We start from the raw sequence: 18,255 nt of genomic DNA, 5'->3' as shown, positions 1-18,255 counted from the left end.
GTGTGCCCCGCAGGCCGGCGGTCGACCGGCCGGTGCTGTCGGTCGGCCGGGAAAGCCCGTACCGTGGAGGTATGGCCATGTGGTTCCCCCGCCGGCCGGTCGCGCTGCTGACCTGCGCCGCCGTGGCGTTCGTGGCCGGTTGCGGCGGCGGCGACCAGCGGTCACCGGATACGGGTGGGGCGTCGGGTGGCGCGTCGGTCTCGGCGCCCACCGGGCCGACCGCGAGCGTGCCGGTTTCGCCGCCATCGACGGGTGGCCCGTCAGCGGCGGACTACCGGGTGACCTACGACTGGGCGGTGCCGAAGGAGCCGGTGCACGTCGACCACCGGTTGCGGGTACCGATCGCGCCGCCGCCGGCGGAACCGCTGCCGGTGCTGGTCCGCATCGACGTCGGTGACCATCCGGCGGATGATTTCACCCGGATGACCTTCGCCTTCCGTGGTGCCCGTCCCGGGTACGAGGTGGCCTACGTGCCCCGGGTGGAGGCGGACGGCAGCGGTGAGCGGGTGTCGCTGCCGGGCAACGCGTTCCTGCGGGTCCGGTTCGACCAGGCGCAGGCGCACGACTTCGCAGGGGCGGGCACGGTGGTCGCGTCGCCGCCAGCCACGCTGGGTTTCCCCACCCTGCGGGGGTACGCCGCAGCGGGCGACTTCGAGGGGTCGGTCACCTTCGGCCTGGGGTTGCAGACGGCGGTCGGGAGCGATCAGGTGCTGCCGATCCGGCTGATCGAGTCGCGGCGCCCGGACGGGACATACGCCGTGTCGGTGGATGTCCGGCGTGGCTGAGCCGCGTTACGACGTCGTGGTGGTCGGTGCCGGTGTGATCGGTCTGACCTGTGCGGCGCGGCTCACCGAGGCCGGTGCCCGGGTGGCGGTGGTGACCGGCGATGATCCGGTCCGGTTGGTGTCCCGGGTGGCGGCGGCCGTCTGGTATCCGTCGCACACGGCCGAGGACCCCCGGGTGCTGCGGTGGAGCCGGCGGGGTTTCCTGACGTTCACCGGTCAGGCCGCCGCCGGGGTGCCGGGGGTGGCGTTGCGGCCGACCCGGATGCTGTTGCGCACTGCCGCGACCGAGCCGCCGTGGTGGGCGGCTGCGGTGCCGGACTTCCGGACGGAGCCACCCCCGGCCGGTGGTCCGTACACCGGGCTGTGGACCTGCACGGTCCCGTCGGTGGAGATGGGTCCGTACCTGGACTGGTTGCTGGAGCGGCTGGTGGGTGCCGGGACGGTGCTGCTGCGCCGCCGGTTGGACGCGCTGGCCGACGTCGTCGACCTGGCGCCCGTGGTGGTCAACGCCGGTGGGCTTGGGGCGGCCAAGTTGGCCGGTGATCCGGCGGTGCACCCGGCGCGGGGGCGGGTGGTGCTGGTGACCAACCCGGGACTGCACACGTCGGTACGCGACGAGGACGACCCGGCGGGCATCACGTACGTCCATCCGCGCAGCCGGGACGTGGTGCTCGGCGGGACGTACGAGGTGGGGGAGACCGACACCGGTCCGGATCCGGTGGCCAGCCGGGCGATCGTGGACCGGTGTGTGGCGTTGGTGCCGGCGCTGGCCGGCGTGCCGGTCGTCGCCGAGCTGGCCGGGTTGCGGCCGGCCCGGTACGGCGGGGTCCGGTTGGAGCGCGACCCGGTCGGGCTGCCGGGCGGGGTGCGGCTGGTGCACTGCTACGGGCATGGCGGCGCCGGCATGACGCTGAGCTGGGGTTGCGCCGACGACGTCGCCGGGCTGGCCCTGGACGGCTGACCAGATCAGTTGGGCTGCGGAGCGTCGCGCCGGACGATCGCCACCGCCACCCGGCAGAACTCGTCCATGTCGGGAGTGAAGCCGGCGGCGATGTCGGGGTGCAGGCCGGACCGGGTCTCGTCGAGCAGCCGCCGGCACACCTCTTCCACGGGTTCGCCGGCGTAGCCGGCGCTAACCCGTTCGGTGGCCGCCTGCAATGCGGAGGTCAGTTGGTCCTGCAGCGGACCCTGGAGTTTCCGCTGCACCGGATCCAATCCGCGCGGATCGAGCGTCACGTGTGGCTCGGACATGCGCACCCCCTTCATCACCGCCCGCGGTACCCGCGCGCGGTTATCGGTCAAACCGCTGCCGGGATGGCGGCGATGCCTGCCGCGCTGCGCCCGGATTCGACTTTCTCATCCGAATTGCGACCGCGCTCGTGCCGGTCCGGTCGATTCCCAGGTCGTCGCCGATCCTGCCAATGCCAGTGGGAGGCCGGGGCGGGTTTCCTCGATCGGGTGGATATCGCCGATCCGGATAGCGCGTCCGCAGCGGCTCTGAGCTGGGCAGACATGGTCGGTAGGGAGGGTCCGCGGGTAGGTTTCACGGATGCGGCGGGTGGGCAGTGGGGAGATCCCACCGGGTGTACGGAGATCATATCGATCGTCGTTCCCGCCCGGTGGCGCATGCCGGGGCGTACTCCAGCCCCGGGGCCGGGACCGGGAGGAGGGCGCGATGAGGTGGCGGCATGAGTGAGCGACAAGGTGGACGCCCCGACCGGAGACGGCCGAGGACCCGGATCGCGGCGGCGACGATCGCCGCGGTGACCGGTTTCGGGCTTGCCGCGTGCGGTTCGGGCGGTGAGAGCGGCGTTCCGACCATCAACCTGTACTACCCGCCGGAACAGAACCTGGAGAAGGTGATCGATACCTGCAACGCGGAGGCTCAGGGGCGGTACCAGATCGCCTACCGGGTGCTGCCGCGGGAGGCCGACGAGCAGCGGGTGCAGATGGTCCGGCGGCTCGCCGCCGAGGACACTGGGATGGATGTGCTGGGCCTGGACGTCACATGGACCCAGGAGTTCGCCGGCGCCGAGTGGATCCGCGAGTGGACCGGCGAGAACAAGGCGGAGGCCGAGCGGGGAACCCTGGAGGGTCCGCTGCGGACCGCGCGGTATGAGGACAAGCTGTACGCCGCGCCGAAGAACACGAACGTCCAGTTGCTGTGGTATCGCACCGACCTGGTGCCGGAGCCACCGAAGACGTGGGACGAGATGATCGAGATGGCGCAGCAGCTCAAGTCGCAGGGCCAGCCGCACCAGGTGCTCACGATGGGCGCCCAGTACGAGGGCCTGGTCGTGCTGTTCAACACGCTTGTGGAGAGCGCCGGCGGCCGGATCCTCAGCGAGGACGGCGAGCAGGTGGCGCTCGGTGACGAGGCGGTGCGGGCCCTGGAGCTGCTCCAGTGGTTCGCCACCGCGGGCGTGACCTCGCCGTCGTTCAGCAACGCCATCGAGGACCCGACCCGGCTGGAGTTCCAGTCCGGTAACGGCGCCTTCCAGATCAACTGGCCGTACGTCTACCCGGCGCTCCAGGAGGGCGCGCCCGAGCTGGCCGAGAAGGTCAAGTGGGCGCGGTACCCGGGGGTCGAGGAGGGCACCCCGAGCAAGGTCACCATCGGGGGGATCAACATGGCGGTGAGCGCCTACTCGCCGCATCCCGAGGAGGCGTTCGAGGCGGCGGCCTGCATCCGCAACGCCGAGAACCAGAAGTTCTCCGCGATCAACTCCGGGGTGCCGCCGACCATCGAGAGCGTCTACGCCGATCCGGAGATGGCGGAGGCGTACCCGATGAAGGACACCATCCTTGAGGAGTTGAAGGAGCCGGCGGTGCGTCCGCTCACTCCGGCGTACCAGAACATCTCGACGGTGACCTCGGCGTTGCTGTCGCCGCCGTCGGCGATCGACCCCCAGCAGACCGTGAAGGAACTGCGGGAAGCCGTCCAGGACGCGATCGACTCCAAGGGGGTGCTGCCATGAGCACGGCCAATACCGCGGTGGGCTCCGATGTCGCCGCCGACGAGACCGCCGAGCGGCGTGGTGAGGTGCCCCGGCAGCGTCGGGGCGGCAAGCCGCCACTGAGCGAGGGCAAGAAGGCCGAGCGGCGGTTGGGCTGGCTGCTGTGCGCCCCGGCGGCGTTGGTGATGGTGGCGGTCACCGCCTATCCGATCCTGTATTCGGTCTGGCTGTCGTTGCAGCGGTTCGACCTCAAGTTCCCCGCCGAACGGGAGTTCATCGGGCTGGACAACTACATCACCGTGCTGAGCAACGAGTTCTGGTGGACGGCGTTCGGGGTGACCATGCTGATCACGGTGGTCACGGTGGCCATCGAGCTGGTGCTCGGCATGGGCCTCGCGCTGATCATGCACCGGACGATCGTGGGACGCGGCCTCGTGCGCACCTCGGCCCTGATCCCGTACGGCATCGTGACCGTGGTCGCCGCGTTCTCCTGGAAGTACGCCTGGACCCCCGGAACCGGATACCTGGCGAACCTGTTCGGCGAGGGCGCACCGCTGACCGAACGGGCCAGCGCGTTGGCCATCATCATGCTCGCGGAGATCTGGAAGACCACGCCGTTCATGGCGCTGCTGCTGATGGCCGGCCTGGCGCTGGTGCCGGAGGATCTGCTCAAGGCCGCCTCGATGGACGGTGCCACGGCGTGGCAGCGGTTCGTCAAGGTGATGCTGCCGGTGATGAAGCCGGCAATCCTGGTGGCGCTGCTGTTCCGGACGCTTGACGCGTTCCGGGTCTTCGACAACATCTACGTGTTGACCTCGGGCGCCAACGACACCTCGTCGGTGTCGATGATCGCGTACAACAACCTGATCCGGGGGCTCAACCTTGGCATCGGGTCGACGATGTCTGTGTTGATCTTCATCACTGTGGCGATCATCGCGTTCATCTTCGTGAAGCTGTTCGGCACCGCTGCCCCGGGCAGCGACGACGAGGGAGGACGCCGGTGAGCGCCGACACCACCACCCGGGCCAAGGTGCGCTGGGGACTGCTCGACCTAGTCGTGGTCGTCTTCGCGCTGATTCCCGTGCTGTGGATCGCGTCGTTGTCGTTCAAGCCGGAGTCGGCGATCACCGACGGCAACTTCATCCCCCGGCAGTGGACGCTGGAGAACTACCGGACGATTTTCTCCACCGACCAGTTCGTCCGAGCGCTGATCAACTCGATCGGCATCGCGTTGATCGCCACCACGATCGCCGTGGTGCTCGGCATGCTGGCCGCGTACGCGATCTCCCGGCTGGACTTCCCCGGCAAGAAGCTGCTGGTCGGGGTCTCCCTGCTGATCGCGATGTTCCCGCAGGTGTCACTGGTGTCGCCGCTGTTCGAGATCGAGCGGCAACTCGGCCTGTTCGACACCTGGCCGGGCCTGATCCTGCCGTACATCACGTTCTCGCTGCCGCTGGCGATCTACACGCTGTCGGCGTTCTTCAAGCAGATCCCGTGGGACCTGGAGAAGGCGGCGAAGATGGACGGGGCCACCCAGGCCCAGGCGTTCCGCCGGGTGATCGCGCCGCTGGCCGCGCCCGGGGTGTTCACCACGGCCATCCTGGTCTTCATCTTCTGCTGGAACGACTTCCTGTTCGCCATCTCGCTGACCTCGACCGAGCGGTCCCGCACGGTGCCGGCTGCGCTGTCCTTCTTCACCGGGGCGTCGCAGTTCGAGGACCCCACCGGGGCCGTCTCCGCGGCCGCGGTCGTGATCACCGTACCGATCATTCTGTTCGTGTTGTTCTTCCAGCGCCGCATCGTGTCGGGCCTGACCTCCGGCGCAGTCAAGGGATAGGTGGTAGTCATGGCTGACATCGTGCTGGACAAGGTGAGCAAGAAGTTCCCGGACGGCACCACGGCGGTGCGCGACGTGGACCTGGAGATCGCCGACGGCGAGTTCGTGATCCTGGTCGGGCCGTCGGGCTGCGGCAAGTCGACGACGCTGAACATGATCGCCGGGCTGGAGGACATCAGCTCCGGGGAGCTGCGCATCGGCGGCGAGAAGGTCAACGACAAGGCGCCGCGGGACCGGGACATCGCCATGGTGTTCCAGTCATATGCGTTGTACCCGAACATGACCGTGCGGGAGAACATGGCCTTCCCGCTCCGGCTGGCCAAGATGGACAAGGCGACAATCGACCAGAAGGTGGACGAGGCGGCGAAGGTGCTGGAGTTGACCTCGCTGCTGGACCGCAAGCCGGCCAACCTCTCCGGTGGCCAGCGGCAGCGGGTCGCCATGGGGCGGGCGATTGTCCGGCAGCCGAAGGCGTTCCTGATGGACGAACCGTTGTCCAACCTGGACGCCAAGCTGCGGGTGCAGATGCGCACCGTGGTGTCCCGGTTGCAGAAGCAACTCGGCACCACCACCGTCTACGTCACCCACGACCAGACCGAGGCGATGACCCTCGGCGACCGCGTGGTGATCATGCGCGGCGGCGCGGTGCAGCAGGTCGGGCCGCCGCAGGAGCTGTACGACCACCCGATGAACCTGTTCGTCGCCGGTTTCATCGGCTCGCCGTCAATGAACTTCCTGACCGCCGAGGTGACCGAGGGCAAACTGCGGACGGCGATCGGTGACCTGCCGATCGGCGACCGGCTGCGTGGCGAGCTGGAGTCGGCCGACGCGCCGCGCGAGCTGATCCTGGGCATCCGCCCGGAGCACTTCGAGGACGCGGAGCTGGTGGAGGACGAGGCCCGGTCCCGCGGCGCCGAGTTCGAGGCGCCGGTGGACATCGTCGAGTCGATGGGGTCGGACAAGTACGTCTACTTCACGATCGAGGGGCAGCGGGCCAGTTCCGCCGAGTTGGAGGAGTTGGCGGCCGACGCCGGAGCCGACGACTTCGGCGGCGGCGGATCCAACCTGGTGACCCGGCTGTCGGCCGAGTCGCCGGTGCGGGAAGGGGAGAACCGGCGCATCTGGTTCAACCTGGAGAAGATCCACCTGTTCGATCCCAAGGACGGTCGTAACCTCACGCTGCACGAGGGTCGCTCCGCCGGCGCCCTCGCCGGCTGACGACGGAAGGGCCCCTTTCGCACGCTGCACGCCAGGAAGGGGCCCTCCCCTCGGGGTGTCCGTGGATCGAGAGTGTGGTCGAGCGCGTGGTGGGAACCTCTGGAGGCACGGCCGTGCGACGGTCCGCGCGGCGGCAGGGGAGGAGAGCGGATGACCGACGTCGGATCCGTGGCGGGGGCCGCCGGACGGTTCGGCCGGTACGTCGGCCTGGCCGTCGCCACGCTGGCGCTCGTCCTGTTCGCCCTGCTGCACGTGCTGGTCGGCTGGCTCAGCCCGGTCACCGACACGATCAGCGACTACGCGCTCTCGACAAGCGGGTGGATGTTCAACGCGGCGGTTCTGGCCCTGGCCGCCGCGTCGCTGTTCCTGCTGGGGCCGCTGCTGCGGATCCAGGCGAGGGTCGCGTCCGGTCCGTCGTCGGCCGGGGCTGCGGCGTCCGGTCCGTCGCCGGCCGGGCCGGCGGTGTCGTCGTGGGCCTCGTCGTTGGGCGCGGCCTGCTTCGCCGCCTGGTGTGTCGGCCTGGTGGTGCTGACCGTGTTCCCCCGCGATCCGGTGGGCGCCCCGATCACCGTGACGGGCGAAATCCACAAGTGGGCTTCCGTGGTCGCCCTGCTGAGCCTGCCGGTCGGTGCCCTGCTCGTCGCCGTTCGGCACCGAAGCCGCGGCGCCCGGGTGGTGGCCGTCGTGGCCGCGGTCTGCCTCGTCGCCCTCGTCCCGTTCGTCTCCGCCTACCTCGCCGACTCGCCGCTGCGGCCGTTCCTGGGGCTCCTGGAACGCGGAGTGGCATTGGGTGAGGTCGTCCTGCTGATACTGCTCGGCACCATCCGGCTCCGAAGGGTCGCCGCCCGAACAACAGATCAGCGGCAGGGGCCACCAACCTGATAGCTCGTGGCTCGTGGCTCGTGGCTGGTGGTCAGCGGTCAGCGGTCAGGGCAGTCCATCGGCCCGAACCCAGCCGAGGAACCGGGCGTGGAAGCCGGCCGGCGTGACGAGCGGAGCCCGGCGCGGGGCGAGGTCGGCGATCGCGTCGTGCATCTGAGCGCACAGGTACATGCCGACCGACACCGGTTCGCAGCGGTACTCTCCGGTCAGCCGGGAGCGGGCCACCGGACACGGCCAGTCCAGTCCGCACGCGCGGCACACCCATTCCGGCCGGTTCGGCACATGTTCACCGACCACACCGGTCATCGGCGCGCCTCGCGCGTGGGTCGAGGCAATACGGTTTCAGAAGCACTTTCCGCAGCAATTCTCATGACCGCCCGCTCAATCGTGAATGCTTGTCTGAAACGGCTCTGAACTGGGGATACGGCCGTTCATAAACAGCATCTACAGATGTCGCCAAGCGCGCAATGGGTGGGCCGCCACGAGATTGACGATGTGTCGGGAAATCGCGAAAAATGGTGTCGATGTTGCACGACCCACAGGGTCGATGTTGCATGAGTGCTGCAACCGGCCACCCGGATCGCCCTCCGCCACCACCTGGCGGTGCCCGCCCCGCGGGGCGGGTCCTGTCAGATCAGTCCGCGCACGGATGGATGTCGGGGATACCGCATGCGGGGTCGAGCCAGGAGCAGCAGGAGCGGTTCGACAGCGCCCGCACAGGGGTGCGATGTCGCTTACGGAGCCGGCCGGGAACCTAGTACGGCAGCCGCCATTCGTGATCATGGCTGGAGTTCGAGGTTGGGGCGACGGGCGTAGTGCGCTCGTCTCGCTCGCGCTTGGTGTCTGCGTCGCCATCGTGACCAGCGCAAACGGTAGGCGATGCTGCGGGTGGGCTGGATGAGGAAGATGTTGATGAGGCGGCGGATCTCGTTGACGGTCAGTCGGATCAGGTCGGGGTGTTCGGCCTCATCGGCGGTGCCGGTGTCGGCGGTGCAGATCGCGAGGATGGCGAGGGCGGCCAGGGCCAGGGTGGTGAACCGATGCCAGGAAGTCCAGCGGCGGACCTGGTGCTGGTCGAGGCCGACCTGACCCTTTCCGGCTTGGAAACCTTCCTCCACGATCCATCGGATTCCTGCGATACGCACGAGTTGGGCGAGGGTGACCGGGCCCGGCGCCCAGCAGCGGTAGAAGGCCAGTTCACCGGTGGTGTTGTTACGGCGGATCAGCACGCTGTGCCGGCCGCCGTCGTCCGGGTCACTGTCAGCGCCCACGTCGGCGAGCCAGGCCCAGTCGTAGTAGCGCGGTCCTTTCGACCCGGCGCCGGCGCTGCGCCGGGTCCATGCAGTGGCCGGCAGATCGGCGGCGACCAGGTCGGCCCGGCGCCGGGTCTTGCCGCCATCCAGCGGCAGCAGGTGGTCGCGGGAGACCGCCAGCACATAGCCGAGACCGAGTTTGCGTAGCTCGGACCGGAGTGTGGTGTTGTTGCCGTAGGCCTCGTCCGCGGTCGCCCACCGGGCTGGTACCTCCGCTTGCACCGCGGCGGTGATCATGTCTGCGGCCAGCTCCGAGCGGGTGGCGAACGCGACGTCATCGGGGACGCCAGCCCGGTCGCAGCGGTCACGGTCGCCGGTCCAGGACGCTGGCAGGTAGACACGGCGGTCGATCAGGGTGTGCCCGCGCAGGCTGGCGTAGGCGAGGAACACCCCAACCTGGGCGTTCTCGATCCGCCCCGCGGTTCCGGTGTACTGCCGTTGGACGCCGACAGTGTGCACGCCCTTCTTCAGGTCTCCCGTCTCGTCGACGACCAGGACACCATCGGGGTCACCGAGCCGGTCGACGACGACCTGCCGCACGTCGTCACGCACGGCATCGGCATCCCACTTCGCCCGGTACAGCAGCCGCTGCATCCTGTCCGGCCGGGTGTGTCCGGCCTGCTCGGCCAGCTGCCAGCAGGTCTTGACCTCCAGGTCGGCCAACAGGCCGGTGACAAACCCGGCCGCAGCCCGTCGTGGCTCAACACGGGCAAACCGGTGCGCGAACGAGTCGATCATCAGGTCGCTGATCTGCTGCCACCGGACAGCGTCTACGCTGTGGCCCTCGGCCACCGCAAGGTCTGATGTTGTGTCCACAACGCACAGACGATCATGCGGTGGCCGGACCTGTTTCCGGGGGTCTCCAGCTCAGATCACGATCGGCGGCTGCCGTACTAGGGCCAGCGAACCTCGACCGGATGATCGATAAACCGGGCGTACGGTTCGAATGCCGCCTCCACCCGGGCCCGATCCTTCCTGGTCAGCGCGACCAGGGGCAGCACCCGGACGACGGTCCGGGTCTTGCCGGTGCTGCGTTTCCAGGTGCCGACCACCCGACCGGTTCGGACCACAGTGGACTGGAAGACTCCGTTGCCGCCCGGGACGATCGCCTGCTTGTGCGCGGCGTCGACCATGAGGGACCGGTCCTTGAAGCCGAGCAGGTACTCGTCGAAGCCGGGCAGCGCCCTAACCTCGTCGTCGGCCAGTGCGGCCGGGGTGGCGTCGAGCAGGACCGGGTCCACCACCATGTCAACGCCGTCCACCCGGACCGTGGTCAGCGCGTCCCCGGCGGCGGCGATGCCTCGCTTGGCGTCGGCGGCCGGCAGACCGGTCCAGCCGGCGAAGTCCTGCCGAGTGGTGGGCCCGTGGCTACGGAAGTAGCGCACCGCGAGGATCGCGAGGGCCTCGTCGCGCGACGGCCGACGCGGCTGCGGCACCCACTCGTCCAGCAGCACGAACGTCTGCTCCTTGCCGACGTGTGGGGCCACGCACAGCACGCCCTTCTGGCTCGCGTACCAGAGGATGTGGTAGCGGGCCTGTCCGCTCAGCTCGATGCCGGCGGCGGCGAGGGCGGCCACGCAGTCGTCCCGGGTGAATCGGCCGCCGCCGGCCAGCGCGGCGCCCAGCACCCGCACCGCCTTGTCGGCCAACTCCTCGGTCAGGCCGACGGTGACCCGGCGGGCCGCGGCACCGGCCAACGCCCGCACGCCGGTCAGCTCCAGCATCCAGTGCGCGTCGCGCGGCGGGACGAAGTGCACGGTGCCACGCATCGGCCAGGTGCGGATCGCCTCCCGCCGCTCCAGGGCAGCCCACACGTCGTCCTGCGTCATCCCGGGCAGCCGGGCACCCAGTGACCACAGGCCGCTGTTGATGTCCTGGGCCTGCATGGCACCGAACCACTCCACGACGCCGGCCACGTCCGACGGCGGAGCGCCGACACCGGATCGCAGCAGCAGGCTCGCCATCCGCAGGGCGAGAGCGTCGCCGGGGGAGAGGTCCACCCGGCGATGGTACGGCGGGGGTCCGACACCGGCGGGGCCGTTCAGATCACGCCGGCCTGCCGGGTCAGGTTGACGCGGTTCCACTCCCCGACCACCACGTCGCTGTTCACCGTCGACATGAGCTGGATGTTGCGCGACCCACTGGCTGACGGTAGGCCGGATCGGAGCCGGCGGTCACGTGCCGTCGTTGATCCGCCATAGCGGGTGGGTTGGCTTCACGGCTGGGCTCGTCGCTCGGCGGCGTCGAACGCGGGCGCGAGCGGGGCCAGCGCCACGCGGAGTTGGTCGGGCAGTGAGCCGGCGGGCACGACCAGTCCTCCGGTGCCGGAACTCTCGATGGCCCCCGCGTTCCCAGTCGGTCGGAGCCAGCTTTCCAACGCGATGCGAACCGCCGCGGTCACGCTCGCTGCGAGAACACGGGCTGTGTGTGCTCCGGCATCACCCAGGCGTTCGGCGATCACCTTCGTGAGAGGGGGCTCGATGGCGGCGGTGCTGTCGAGGAACGCGTCGCGCAGGGTGGTCCGGGTGGTGATCAGCAGCAGCGTCTCATGTTCACCCTCGCCGGTGTTCGTGTACTGCTCGACCACTGCTTCGGTGACGGCGTCGGCCAGGCGTACTTCTGCGGGCCAGGCCGCGACCGCCGCCGCGATCCGCGCCTCCCGGTCGGCCGTGACAGCGGAGACGATCGCCTGCTCGCGGCTGGCGAAGTAGTTGTTGTAGGTGCGCGGCGAGACCCCGGCCGCCTCGGCGATGTCCTCGACCCGTACCTGGTCCGGCCCGCGCTCGACGGCCAGGCGCAGGGCCGCTTGGCGTAGTGCCTCGCGGGTGGCCTGCTTCTTCCGCTCCCGCAGCCCGGGTGGTGGTGTCGTCACGGAGTCAGCGTTCCACATATAGGTGCGCGCACGCAAATTTGCGCGCACGCACTTTTCTGTGTCAGGGTCGGCCCGACCGAGACCGACAGAGAGGACGTCCCATGCGAGCACGCGGAATGACCTACGACACCGGGTTCGTTGTGCACGGCCAGACCTCCCGCGAGCACCTCGACCCCGCGGTGGTCCGGCGGGAACTCGCCATCATCCGCGACGACCTGCACTGCAACGCGGTCCAGATCATCGGCGGTGACCCGGACCGCCTGGAGCTGGCCGCCGGCGCCGCCGCCGAACTCGGCCTGGAGGTCTGGTTCTCGCCCTATCCGCTGGAGCTGGATCCGGAGCAGATCCGCACGCTCTTCCGCGACTGCGCCGAGCGAGCGGAGCGGCTCCGGCAGCAGGGGGCCACAGTCGTGTTCGTCGCAGGGGTCGAGCTGAGCGTGATGAACCGCGGGTTCCTGCCCGGCGAGGGCCCCGAGGAACGGGTCGAGCGGCTGATGAGCCAACCCGAGCGGCGGGCCGAAGCGATGGGCGAACTCGGCGTGCGCATCAACGCGTTCCTCCGCGACGCCGTGGCCACAATCCGCGAGCGCTTCCAGGGCAAGCTCACCTACGCGTCCATCCAGTTCGAGCAGGTCGACTGGACTCCCTTCGACATTGTGACGTTCGAGCTGATCCGCTCCGCCGAGGTCGCCGACCGGTTCCGGGAGGCGGTGCGCACCCTGGCCCGAGGCCCGAAGCCGCTCGCCATCACCGGGTTCGGCACCGCGGCATACCGCGGCGCGGGAGACCGCGGCGGGCGCGTACTGGAAGTGGTCGAGCACGACCCGCAGACCAAGGCCCCGGTACGACTGAACGGTATATACGAGCGTGACGAGGCCGGCCAGGCCGCGTATCTGAGCGAACTCCTGGAGATCTTTGACACCGAGGGTGTGGACAGCGCGTTCGTGTTCCTGTTCGCCTTGCCCGGCTACCCGCATCGCCCGGACGGCGACCCCCGCGACGACCTGGACCGGGCCAGCCTGGGCATCGTCAAACTCCTCGAAGGACGCCGGGGGCAGACCTACCCCGACATGGAGTGGGAACCCAAGGCCGCCTTCGCGGCAGTGGCGCAGCGGTACCGGAGGTGATGGGGCCGGGCGCATGGTGACCACGGTTTGGGCTCTGCGCTGCGGCGCAATGCAGAGCCGAGCCCGAGTGGATGGACGTGGTCTTCGCCGAACTCGCTACAGACCTCGCGCCGGTCAGACTCGTGGCGGGATGTGATCGATTCCGGGCGGCGCTATGCCGTAGGCGTAGGCCCAGGGCGCCAGTCCCCACAGGAGAACTGCCGCCACCACGGCGCCCAGCAGTCCCACGGCCACCTCTCGCAGCCCGGTGCGCAGGAGGACGAGAGCGAGCGGGACAGTCAACAGCGCTGGCCAGAATCCGAGGAATCCCAGAATGAACGCCCACTCGCCGACGCTGTCGTTGCCGATCGGCCCCCAGCCGACATATCGGAGAATCGCAGCGTACGGCACGAGCCCGATGGATAGTCCCACAACCCGCAACGACCAGACTGAGGCGAGAGAACTGAGATCCATGCCTCGGATCGTACTGAACCGACCAAGGATCAGGTCTTGGTGACGCTCCACACTCGACGGGAGAAGGTCTTGTCAGGGCATCGATGATCGGCTTGGCTGGACATCGACCATCTTTTCCGTAGACGCACGGGGGCGTCTGCTGGACGAGGCGTCGGTGTGGGCGCGTGTGCCCTGCCGTCACCTGTCGCTCCCGTGCGGCCGACCGCAAGGAGCCTGCATGAACAAGCGCGTGGGCGCGGTACTCGCCGCGCTCAGCCTGGGTCTCGCGATGGTGGCGGGGACCCCGCCGGCGTCGGCGTCGCCCGTTCCCGGGAACCCTCCTTCCGCCCTGGTCATCCCAGGGGACAACTTCTACCCGGAGAGCGTCACCGCTTCCGCCGGTTGGGACATCTACGCCGCCAGCATCGTCACCGGGGCCGTGGTGCGCTTCCGGCACGGCGCCTGGCAGGCGGAGGAGTTCGTCCCGGCCGGGGTCAACATCGGCACCGCGGGCATCATGGTCGACGACGCCCGTGGCGTCCTGTGGACCTGTGGCATCGACCTGAGCTTCCAGACGCCGACGGTGCTGCGGGCGTTCAGCCTCACCACCAAGGCGATCGTCGCGACGTACACGGTGCCCGACCGTGGGGTGTGTGCCGACATCGCGCTGGTGCGCGGGGACGTGTTCATCACCGACACCGTGGATCCCACGGTGTCGCCGGCGCTGCCCGGCCGGATCCTGAAGCTCACCACGCCGAGCAGGTACTCGGCGGTCGGTGGCACGCTGAGCGTGTGGTCGGCCGACCCGGCGTTCACCCAGCCGACCGGCGGGTTGCAGATCAACGGCATCGCGTACGACGGTGGGTCGAGCATCTACACGACCAACTACAGCGGTGGCCGGCTGGTCCGCGTTGACATCGCCGCCGACGGTTCGGCCAAGCCGGCCGTGGTGATTCCGGTGTCGCGTCCGTTGCAGAACCCCGACGGCATCCGAATGCTCGACTCCCGCCGACTGGTCATCACCGAGAACGCGGGCCCGGTGACGGTCGTCGACGTGCGCACCGGTGCGGTCACGGACTACGCCACCGTCGACCAGCCGTCGTCCGTCGTCCGCACCGGTGACCGGTTGTGGGTCGCCGAGGGACAGATCCTGCGGCTGCAGACCGGCCAGGCGCCGAACCTGCCGTTCAAGATCCGTCGACTGCCGGTGGAGCCGACCGCGTAGGTGACATGGTGCCCCGGGTGCGGAGCGACTCGCTCGGCGCCCGGGGACACCGTGATGGGTGCTCATGGGGTCAACGCATTGCGGCGCAACCATTTCGCCGAAAAGAGAGCATCCACACTCGACGGATGAAGGTCTTGTCAGGGGATCGATGATCGGCTTGGCTGGAGATCGATCATCTTTCTGTAGACGCACGGGGGCGTCTGGTGGGATGAGTCGTCGGTGTGCTCACGGCGGCCGTGTCATGCCCGAATGCTCCCGTGCGGTCGACCGCAAGGAGCCTGCATGAACAAGCGCGTGGGTGCGGCCATCGCCGCGCTCAGCCTGGGTCTCGCGACGGTGGCGGTGACCCCGCCGGCTGTGGCGAAGGCGCCAGACCCCGGGACCCAGCCGCCGAACTACCTTGTCCTTCCCAGCCTGGACTTCTACCCGGAGAGCATCACCGCCGCCACCAGCTGGGAGGCCGGCTGGGACATCTACGCCGCCAGCATCGTCACCGGGGCGGTCGTGCGCTACCCCACGCGTTCCTCGACCCCGGAGGAGTTCGTCCCACCGGGCGTCAACATCGGCACCGCCGGCATCATGGCCGACGACGCCCGTGGCGTGCTGTGGACCTGCGGTATCGACCTGAGCTTCCAGACGCCGACCGTGCTGCGGGCGTTCAACCTGGAGACCAAGGCTCTCACCGCCACCTACACGCTGCCCGACCGCGGGGTGTGTGCCGACATCGCGCTGGTGGGCGGCGATGTGTTCATCACCGACACCGTGGATCCCACGGTGTCGCCGGCGCTGCCCGGCCGGATCCTGAAGCTCACCACGCCGAGCAGGTACTCGGCGGTCGGTGGCACGCTGAGCGTGTGGTCGGCCGACCCGGCGTTCACCCAGCCGACCGGCGGGTTGCAGATCAACGGCATCGCGTACGACGGCCGGTCCAGCATCTACACGACCAACTACAGCGGTGGCCGGCTGGTCCGCGTTGACATCGCCGCCGACGGTTCGGCCAAGCCGGCCGTGGTGATCCCGGTGTCGCGTCCGTTGCAGAACCCCGACGGCATCCGGATGCTCGACACCAACCGCCTGCTGGTGACCGAGAACCCGGGCCCGTTGAGCATCATCGACGTCCGGACCGGGGCGGTCACCCAGCACGCCTGGCTCGACCAGCCGACGTCCGTCGTCCGGACCGGCACCTCGCTGTGGGTGGCCGAGGGACAGATCCTGCGGCTGCAGACCGGCCAGCCGCCGAACATCCCGTTCAAGCTCCGTAGGGTGCCCGCACCGACCGCCTGACGACACCGAATCCGGGGTACGCGGAGCCACCGCGTACCCCGGACCGTCGCCTCAGCCGCGCTCGCCTTCCCTGGTTCTGAAGGTGCGGAAGCCCCGACGGTGATAGTTGGGCAGGGCGGCCCCGGAGCTAGGCTGCCCGCAGCGGAACGCGGGGGAGGCACACGGTGATGGGGTCGGTCAGGACGGCGCTGAGCGTGCCCGGGGCACTACCCATGGCCGTGTGGTCGGTGTTCGGCCGGTTGGCCTTCGCGATGGTCAACCTCAGCCTGCTGATCTACGTGGAGGCCGAGAGCGGTTCCTACGCCATCGCCGGCGCGATCTCGGCTGCCAGCCTCGTCGGAGTCGCGTTGGGCACCGTCGCCCAGAGCCGGCTCATCGACCGGTACGGGCCGACCCGTACGCTGCTGGCCTTCGCCGGCCCGTTCGCGGTGCTGAGCGCGGCCGTGATCGTCTCGATTCCCCGTGGGCTGCCGCTGCTGCCGCTGGCGCTCCTCGTCGCCGCGCAGTGCGCCATGCTGCCCACGGTGCAGGTTGCCTCCCGTTCCATGTGGCCACACCTCCTCCCGGCCGGACCGAAGCGCGACGCGGCGTACAACTATGAGGCGATCAGCTTCGAGATGTGCTGGCTGCTGGGCCCGGCGCTGGCCGGCCTCCTCGCCACCGTGCTGTGGCCCGGATCGGCCCTGGTCGCGGCCGCGGTGGCGGGCACCGTCACCGCCGTGGGCTTCGCCCTGACCAGGGTTGCCCGGTCGCATCGGGGCAGCGGATCCGTCGCCGCGGACACGCCGGACGGCGCTGCCGACGCGCCGGGCGCGGCCGGTGGGGAGGCCGACGAGCCGGGTGCGGGCCGCGGGTTCCACCGCGGTGGCCTGGCCATCCTGCTCGTCGCGGCGTCCGCGTTCGGGCTCACGATCGGGTTCGTGGTGGTCGCGGTGACCGCCGGTACGCACGCCAACGGGGCGCCGCAGATGGTCAGTCCGCTGCTGGCGCTGTGGTCGATCAGTTCCATGGTGGGTGGCCTGGTCTACCAGCGACGACCGTGGCCCCGGTCGCGCACCGTCCGGCTGCCGGTGCTCATCGCCGTGCTCGGGGCCGTCCTGCTGGTCCCCACCCTGCTCGCCGGCGTGGTTCCGCTGGCGCTCGCGGTCGTCCTGGCGGGCGTGACGCTCGTCCCGCAGATCACGCTGCACAACACGCTGCTGGACGGTCTGGTGCCGGCCCGCCGGCTGGCGGAGGCGTTCGGTTGGCTCACGATGGCCATCGCCGGCGCGAACGCCGGGGGGCAGGCGCTGGGCGGCCTGGTGATCGAGGGGTACGACTACCAGGCTGGCCTGCTGGCGGCGTCGGCGGGCGCGATAGGGCTGGCCGGAGTCGTGTTCGTGGGCCGGCGCCGGCTGCTGCCCGCGCGGCCGGGGCAGAGGCCGGGCGAGGCGGCCCGGCCCCGCCAGGAGGACAGTCAGCCGATCGGCTGATTCGCGAGGATCAACTCGCGGCCGGGGAATCAGCGAGGCGGAGGCGGGCGTTCGAGGACTGTGATCGAGTTCCCGGCGATCATGGCGCCGGGATGGATATGGCAAACGTCACAGCACGGTGGATCTGGATCGGCGTCCTGTCGGCATCCTCCTCGTGCTGGCAGGTTCCGATGAGGACCCTGAGGCGGTTCTGGAGCGGGACGGAGGGCTGCGCCGTACGTCGGCTAAGACGTGGCCGACAGCGCGGCGTGGCGTGCCGCTGAAGCTTGTTGACCTTGTTGTGGACGGGCTGGCTCGCAGTCGGGACCGGTAATAGCGTCGGCCGCATGCCCGAACTGATCCTGCCGACCACCCGGCTGCACGCCGCCTTCCTCGAATGCCGGGACGACTGGGGGCCCGGCGAGCACGAGGACGGCTTCGGCCTGGCGGCCGACGACGATGTGGACTCGCCGGACGGCTTCGCCGCCTGGGTGCACGACCGGACCCGGCTGGTCCATCCGATCGGATCGCCCTGCCCGGCGGAGAAACACGGTTCACCCCGATGGATCGTCGACAACGGTCAGGTTCTCGGCGGGATCGCCCTACGGCACATACTCGACGACGACATCGGGCAGATCGGTTATGGCATCCGCCCGTCCGCGCGTCGCCGTGGCCTGGCCGGTTGGGCGCTCGGCGAGATGTTGAAGGAGGCCCGGGACGGCCTGGGGTGGGACCGGGTGCTCATTCCCTGCCTCGCGGACAACGTCGCCTCGGCACGCACCATCGAACGCAACGGCGGCGTCCTGGAGGGCATCCGCGACACCGAGCGCGGCCCGGTGCGGCGCTACTGGATCACCCTGGTCCGGTGAGCC

Annotated in this window: 18 protein-coding genes; 12 read left to right on the top strand and 6 right to left on the bottom strand. The window is 69.7% G+C overall.

All coding sequences use genetic code 11. The features are described from left to right. Positions 1 to 71 precede the first annotated feature (71 nt). Both ACFQUZ_RS26995 and ACFQUZ_RS26990 read left to right on the top strand, forming a co-directional pair. The gene (locus ACFQUZ_RS26995; protein WP_377447131.1) at positions 72 to 785 is read left to right on the top strand and encodes a hypothetical protein; all 714 of its coding nucleotides are present in this window, start codon (positions 72 to 74) and stop codon (positions 783 to 785) included. Then, positions 778 to 1,746 carry an FAD-dependent oxidoreductase gene (locus ACFQUZ_RS26990; RefSeq protein WP_377447129.1) on the top strand — a complete coding sequence of 323 codons (969 nt, stop codon included), beginning with the start codon at positions 778 to 780 and terminating at the stop codon, positions 1,744 to 1,746. The genes ACFQUZ_RS26995 and ACFQUZ_RS26990 overlap by 8 nt, the downstream gene beginning before the upstream one ends. Before the next feature lie 5 nt (positions 1,747 to 1,751). Here the strand turns inward: ACFQUZ_RS26990 and ACFQUZ_RS26985 are convergent, their stop codons facing one another. After that, complete coding sequence (locus ACFQUZ_RS26985; protein WP_377447126.1) at positions 1,752 to 2,036, bottom strand: hypothetical protein; 285 nt, start codon at positions 2,034 to 2,036, stop codon at positions 1,752 to 1,754. Positions 2,037 to 2,473: 437 nt separating this feature from the next. Here ACFQUZ_RS26985 and ACFQUZ_RS26980 point away from each other — a divergent pair, with 437 nt between their 5' ends. The 5 genes from ACFQUZ_RS26980 (at position 2,474) to ACFQUZ_RS26960 (ending at position 7,679) form a co-directional block, all read left to right on the top strand. Then, positions 2,474 to 3,763 (top strand): ABC transporter substrate-binding protein, encoded by a 1,290-nt coding sequence (locus tag ACFQUZ_RS26980; RefSeq protein WP_377447123.1) that lies wholly within the window; start codon positions 2,474 to 2,476, stop codon positions 3,761 to 3,763. After that, a complete protein-coding gene (locus tag ACFQUZ_RS26975; protein WP_377447120.1) occupies positions 3,760 to 4,746 on the top strand; it encodes a carbohydrate ABC transporter permease in 987 nt (328 codons plus the stop codon). The genes ACFQUZ_RS26980 and ACFQUZ_RS26975 overlap by 4 nt, the downstream gene beginning before the upstream one ends. After that, positions 4,743 to 5,579 (top strand): carbohydrate ABC transporter permease, encoded by an 837-nt coding sequence (locus ACFQUZ_RS26970; RefSeq protein WP_377447117.1) that lies wholly within the window; start codon positions 4,743 to 4,745, stop codon positions 5,577 to 5,579. The genes ACFQUZ_RS26975 and ACFQUZ_RS26970 overlap by 4 nt, the downstream gene beginning before the upstream one ends. A 9-nt stretch (positions 5,580 to 5,588) precedes the next feature. Further along, entirely contained in the window at positions 5,589 to 6,797 is a 1,209-nt protein-coding gene (locus tag ACFQUZ_RS26965) for an ABC transporter ATP-binding protein (protein ID WP_377447114.1), read from the top strand. A 150-nt stretch (positions 6,798 to 6,947) separates the two neighbouring features. Beyond that, positions 6,948 to 7,679 (top strand): DUF998 domain-containing protein, encoded by a 732-nt coding sequence (locus ACFQUZ_RS26960; protein ID WP_377447112.1) that lies wholly within the window; start codon positions 6,948 to 6,950, stop codon positions 7,677 to 7,679. Positions 7,680 to 7,724: 45 nt separating this feature from the next. Here ACFQUZ_RS26960 and ACFQUZ_RS26955 read toward each other — a convergent pair whose 3' ends face one another. From ACFQUZ_RS26955 to ACFQUZ_RS26940, 4 genes are all read right to left on the bottom strand, one after another. Beyond that, entirely contained in the window at positions 7,725 to 7,985 is a 261-nt protein-coding gene (locus ACFQUZ_RS26955; protein WP_377447109.1) for a hypothetical protein, read from the bottom strand. 473 nt (positions 7,986 to 8,458) lie between these two features. Beyond that, positions 8,459 to 9,730 (bottom strand): IS701 family transposase, encoded by a 1,272-nt coding sequence (locus tag ACFQUZ_RS26950; protein ID WP_377447106.1) that lies wholly within the window; start codon positions 9,728 to 9,730, stop codon positions 8,459 to 8,461. Between the two features lie 155 nt (positions 9,731 to 9,885). Further along, on the bottom strand, positions 9,886 to 10,956 hold the full coding sequence (locus tag ACFQUZ_RS26945; protein WP_377447220.1) for a winged helix DNA-binding domain-containing protein: 1,071 nt from the start codon (positions 10,954 to 10,956) through the stop codon (positions 9,886 to 9,888). Positions 10,957 to 11,207: 251 nt separating this feature from the next. Next, positions 11,208 to 11,864, bottom strand: coding sequence for a TetR/AcrR family transcriptional regulator (locus ACFQUZ_RS26940; protein ID WP_377447104.1), 657 nt, complete (start codon positions 11,862 to 11,864; stop codon positions 11,208 to 11,210). Between the two features lie 101 nt (positions 11,865 to 11,965). Between ACFQUZ_RS26940 and ACFQUZ_RS26935 the strand changes: the two genes are divergently transcribed. After that, positions 11,966 to 12,991, top strand: a complete 1,026-nt coding sequence (locus ACFQUZ_RS26935) for a hypothetical protein (protein ID WP_377447102.1) — start codon at positions 11,966 to 11,968, stop codon at positions 12,989 to 12,991. Positions 12,992 to 13,105: 114 nt separating this feature from the next. Here the strand turns inward: ACFQUZ_RS26935 and ACFQUZ_RS26930 are convergent, their stop codons facing one another. Beyond that, the gene (locus tag ACFQUZ_RS26930; RefSeq protein ID WP_377447099.1) at positions 13,106 to 13,444 is read right to left on the bottom strand and encodes a hypothetical protein; all 339 of its coding nucleotides are present in this window, start codon (positions 13,442 to 13,444) and stop codon (positions 13,106 to 13,108) included. 217 nt (positions 13,445 to 13,661) lie between these two features. On the opposite strand from ACFQUZ_RS26930, the gene ACFQUZ_RS26925 reads away from it, so the two are divergent. From ACFQUZ_RS26925 to ACFQUZ_RS26910, 4 genes are all read left to right on the top strand, one after another. Next, on the top strand, positions 13,662 to 14,648 hold the full coding sequence (locus ACFQUZ_RS26925) for a hypothetical protein (RefSeq protein ID WP_377447096.1): 987 nt from the start codon (positions 13,662 to 13,664) through the stop codon (positions 14,646 to 14,648). Between the two features lie 282 nt (positions 14,649 to 14,930). Continuing rightward, on the top strand, positions 14,931 to 15,932 hold the full coding sequence (locus tag ACFQUZ_RS26920) for a hypothetical protein (protein ID WP_377447093.1): 1,002 nt from the start codon (positions 14,931 to 14,933) through the stop codon (positions 15,930 to 15,932). A 167-nt stretch (positions 15,933 to 16,099) separates the two neighbouring features. Beyond that, positions 16,100 to 17,404: an MFS transporter gene (locus tag ACFQUZ_RS26915; RefSeq protein ID WP_377447091.1), complete on the top strand. Its 1,305-nt coding sequence runs from the start codon at positions 16,100 to 16,102 to the stop codon at positions 17,402 to 17,404. 326 nt (positions 17,405 to 17,730) lie between these two features. Further along, a complete protein-coding gene (locus ACFQUZ_RS26910; protein WP_377447089.1) occupies positions 17,731 to 18,252 on the top strand; it encodes a GNAT family N-acetyltransferase in 522 nt (173 codons plus the stop codon). Positions 18,253 to 18,255 lie beyond the last annotated feature (3 nt).

It is taken from the genome of Plantactinospora sp. GCM10030261 (genome assembly GCF_042666615.1).
Taxonomy (GTDB): Bacteria; Actinomycetota; Actinomycetes; order Mycobacteriales; family Micromonosporaceae; genus KBS50.
Note: the sequence above shows the minus strand (reverse complement) of the source record. Positions and strands in the feature narration are given on the sequence as shown.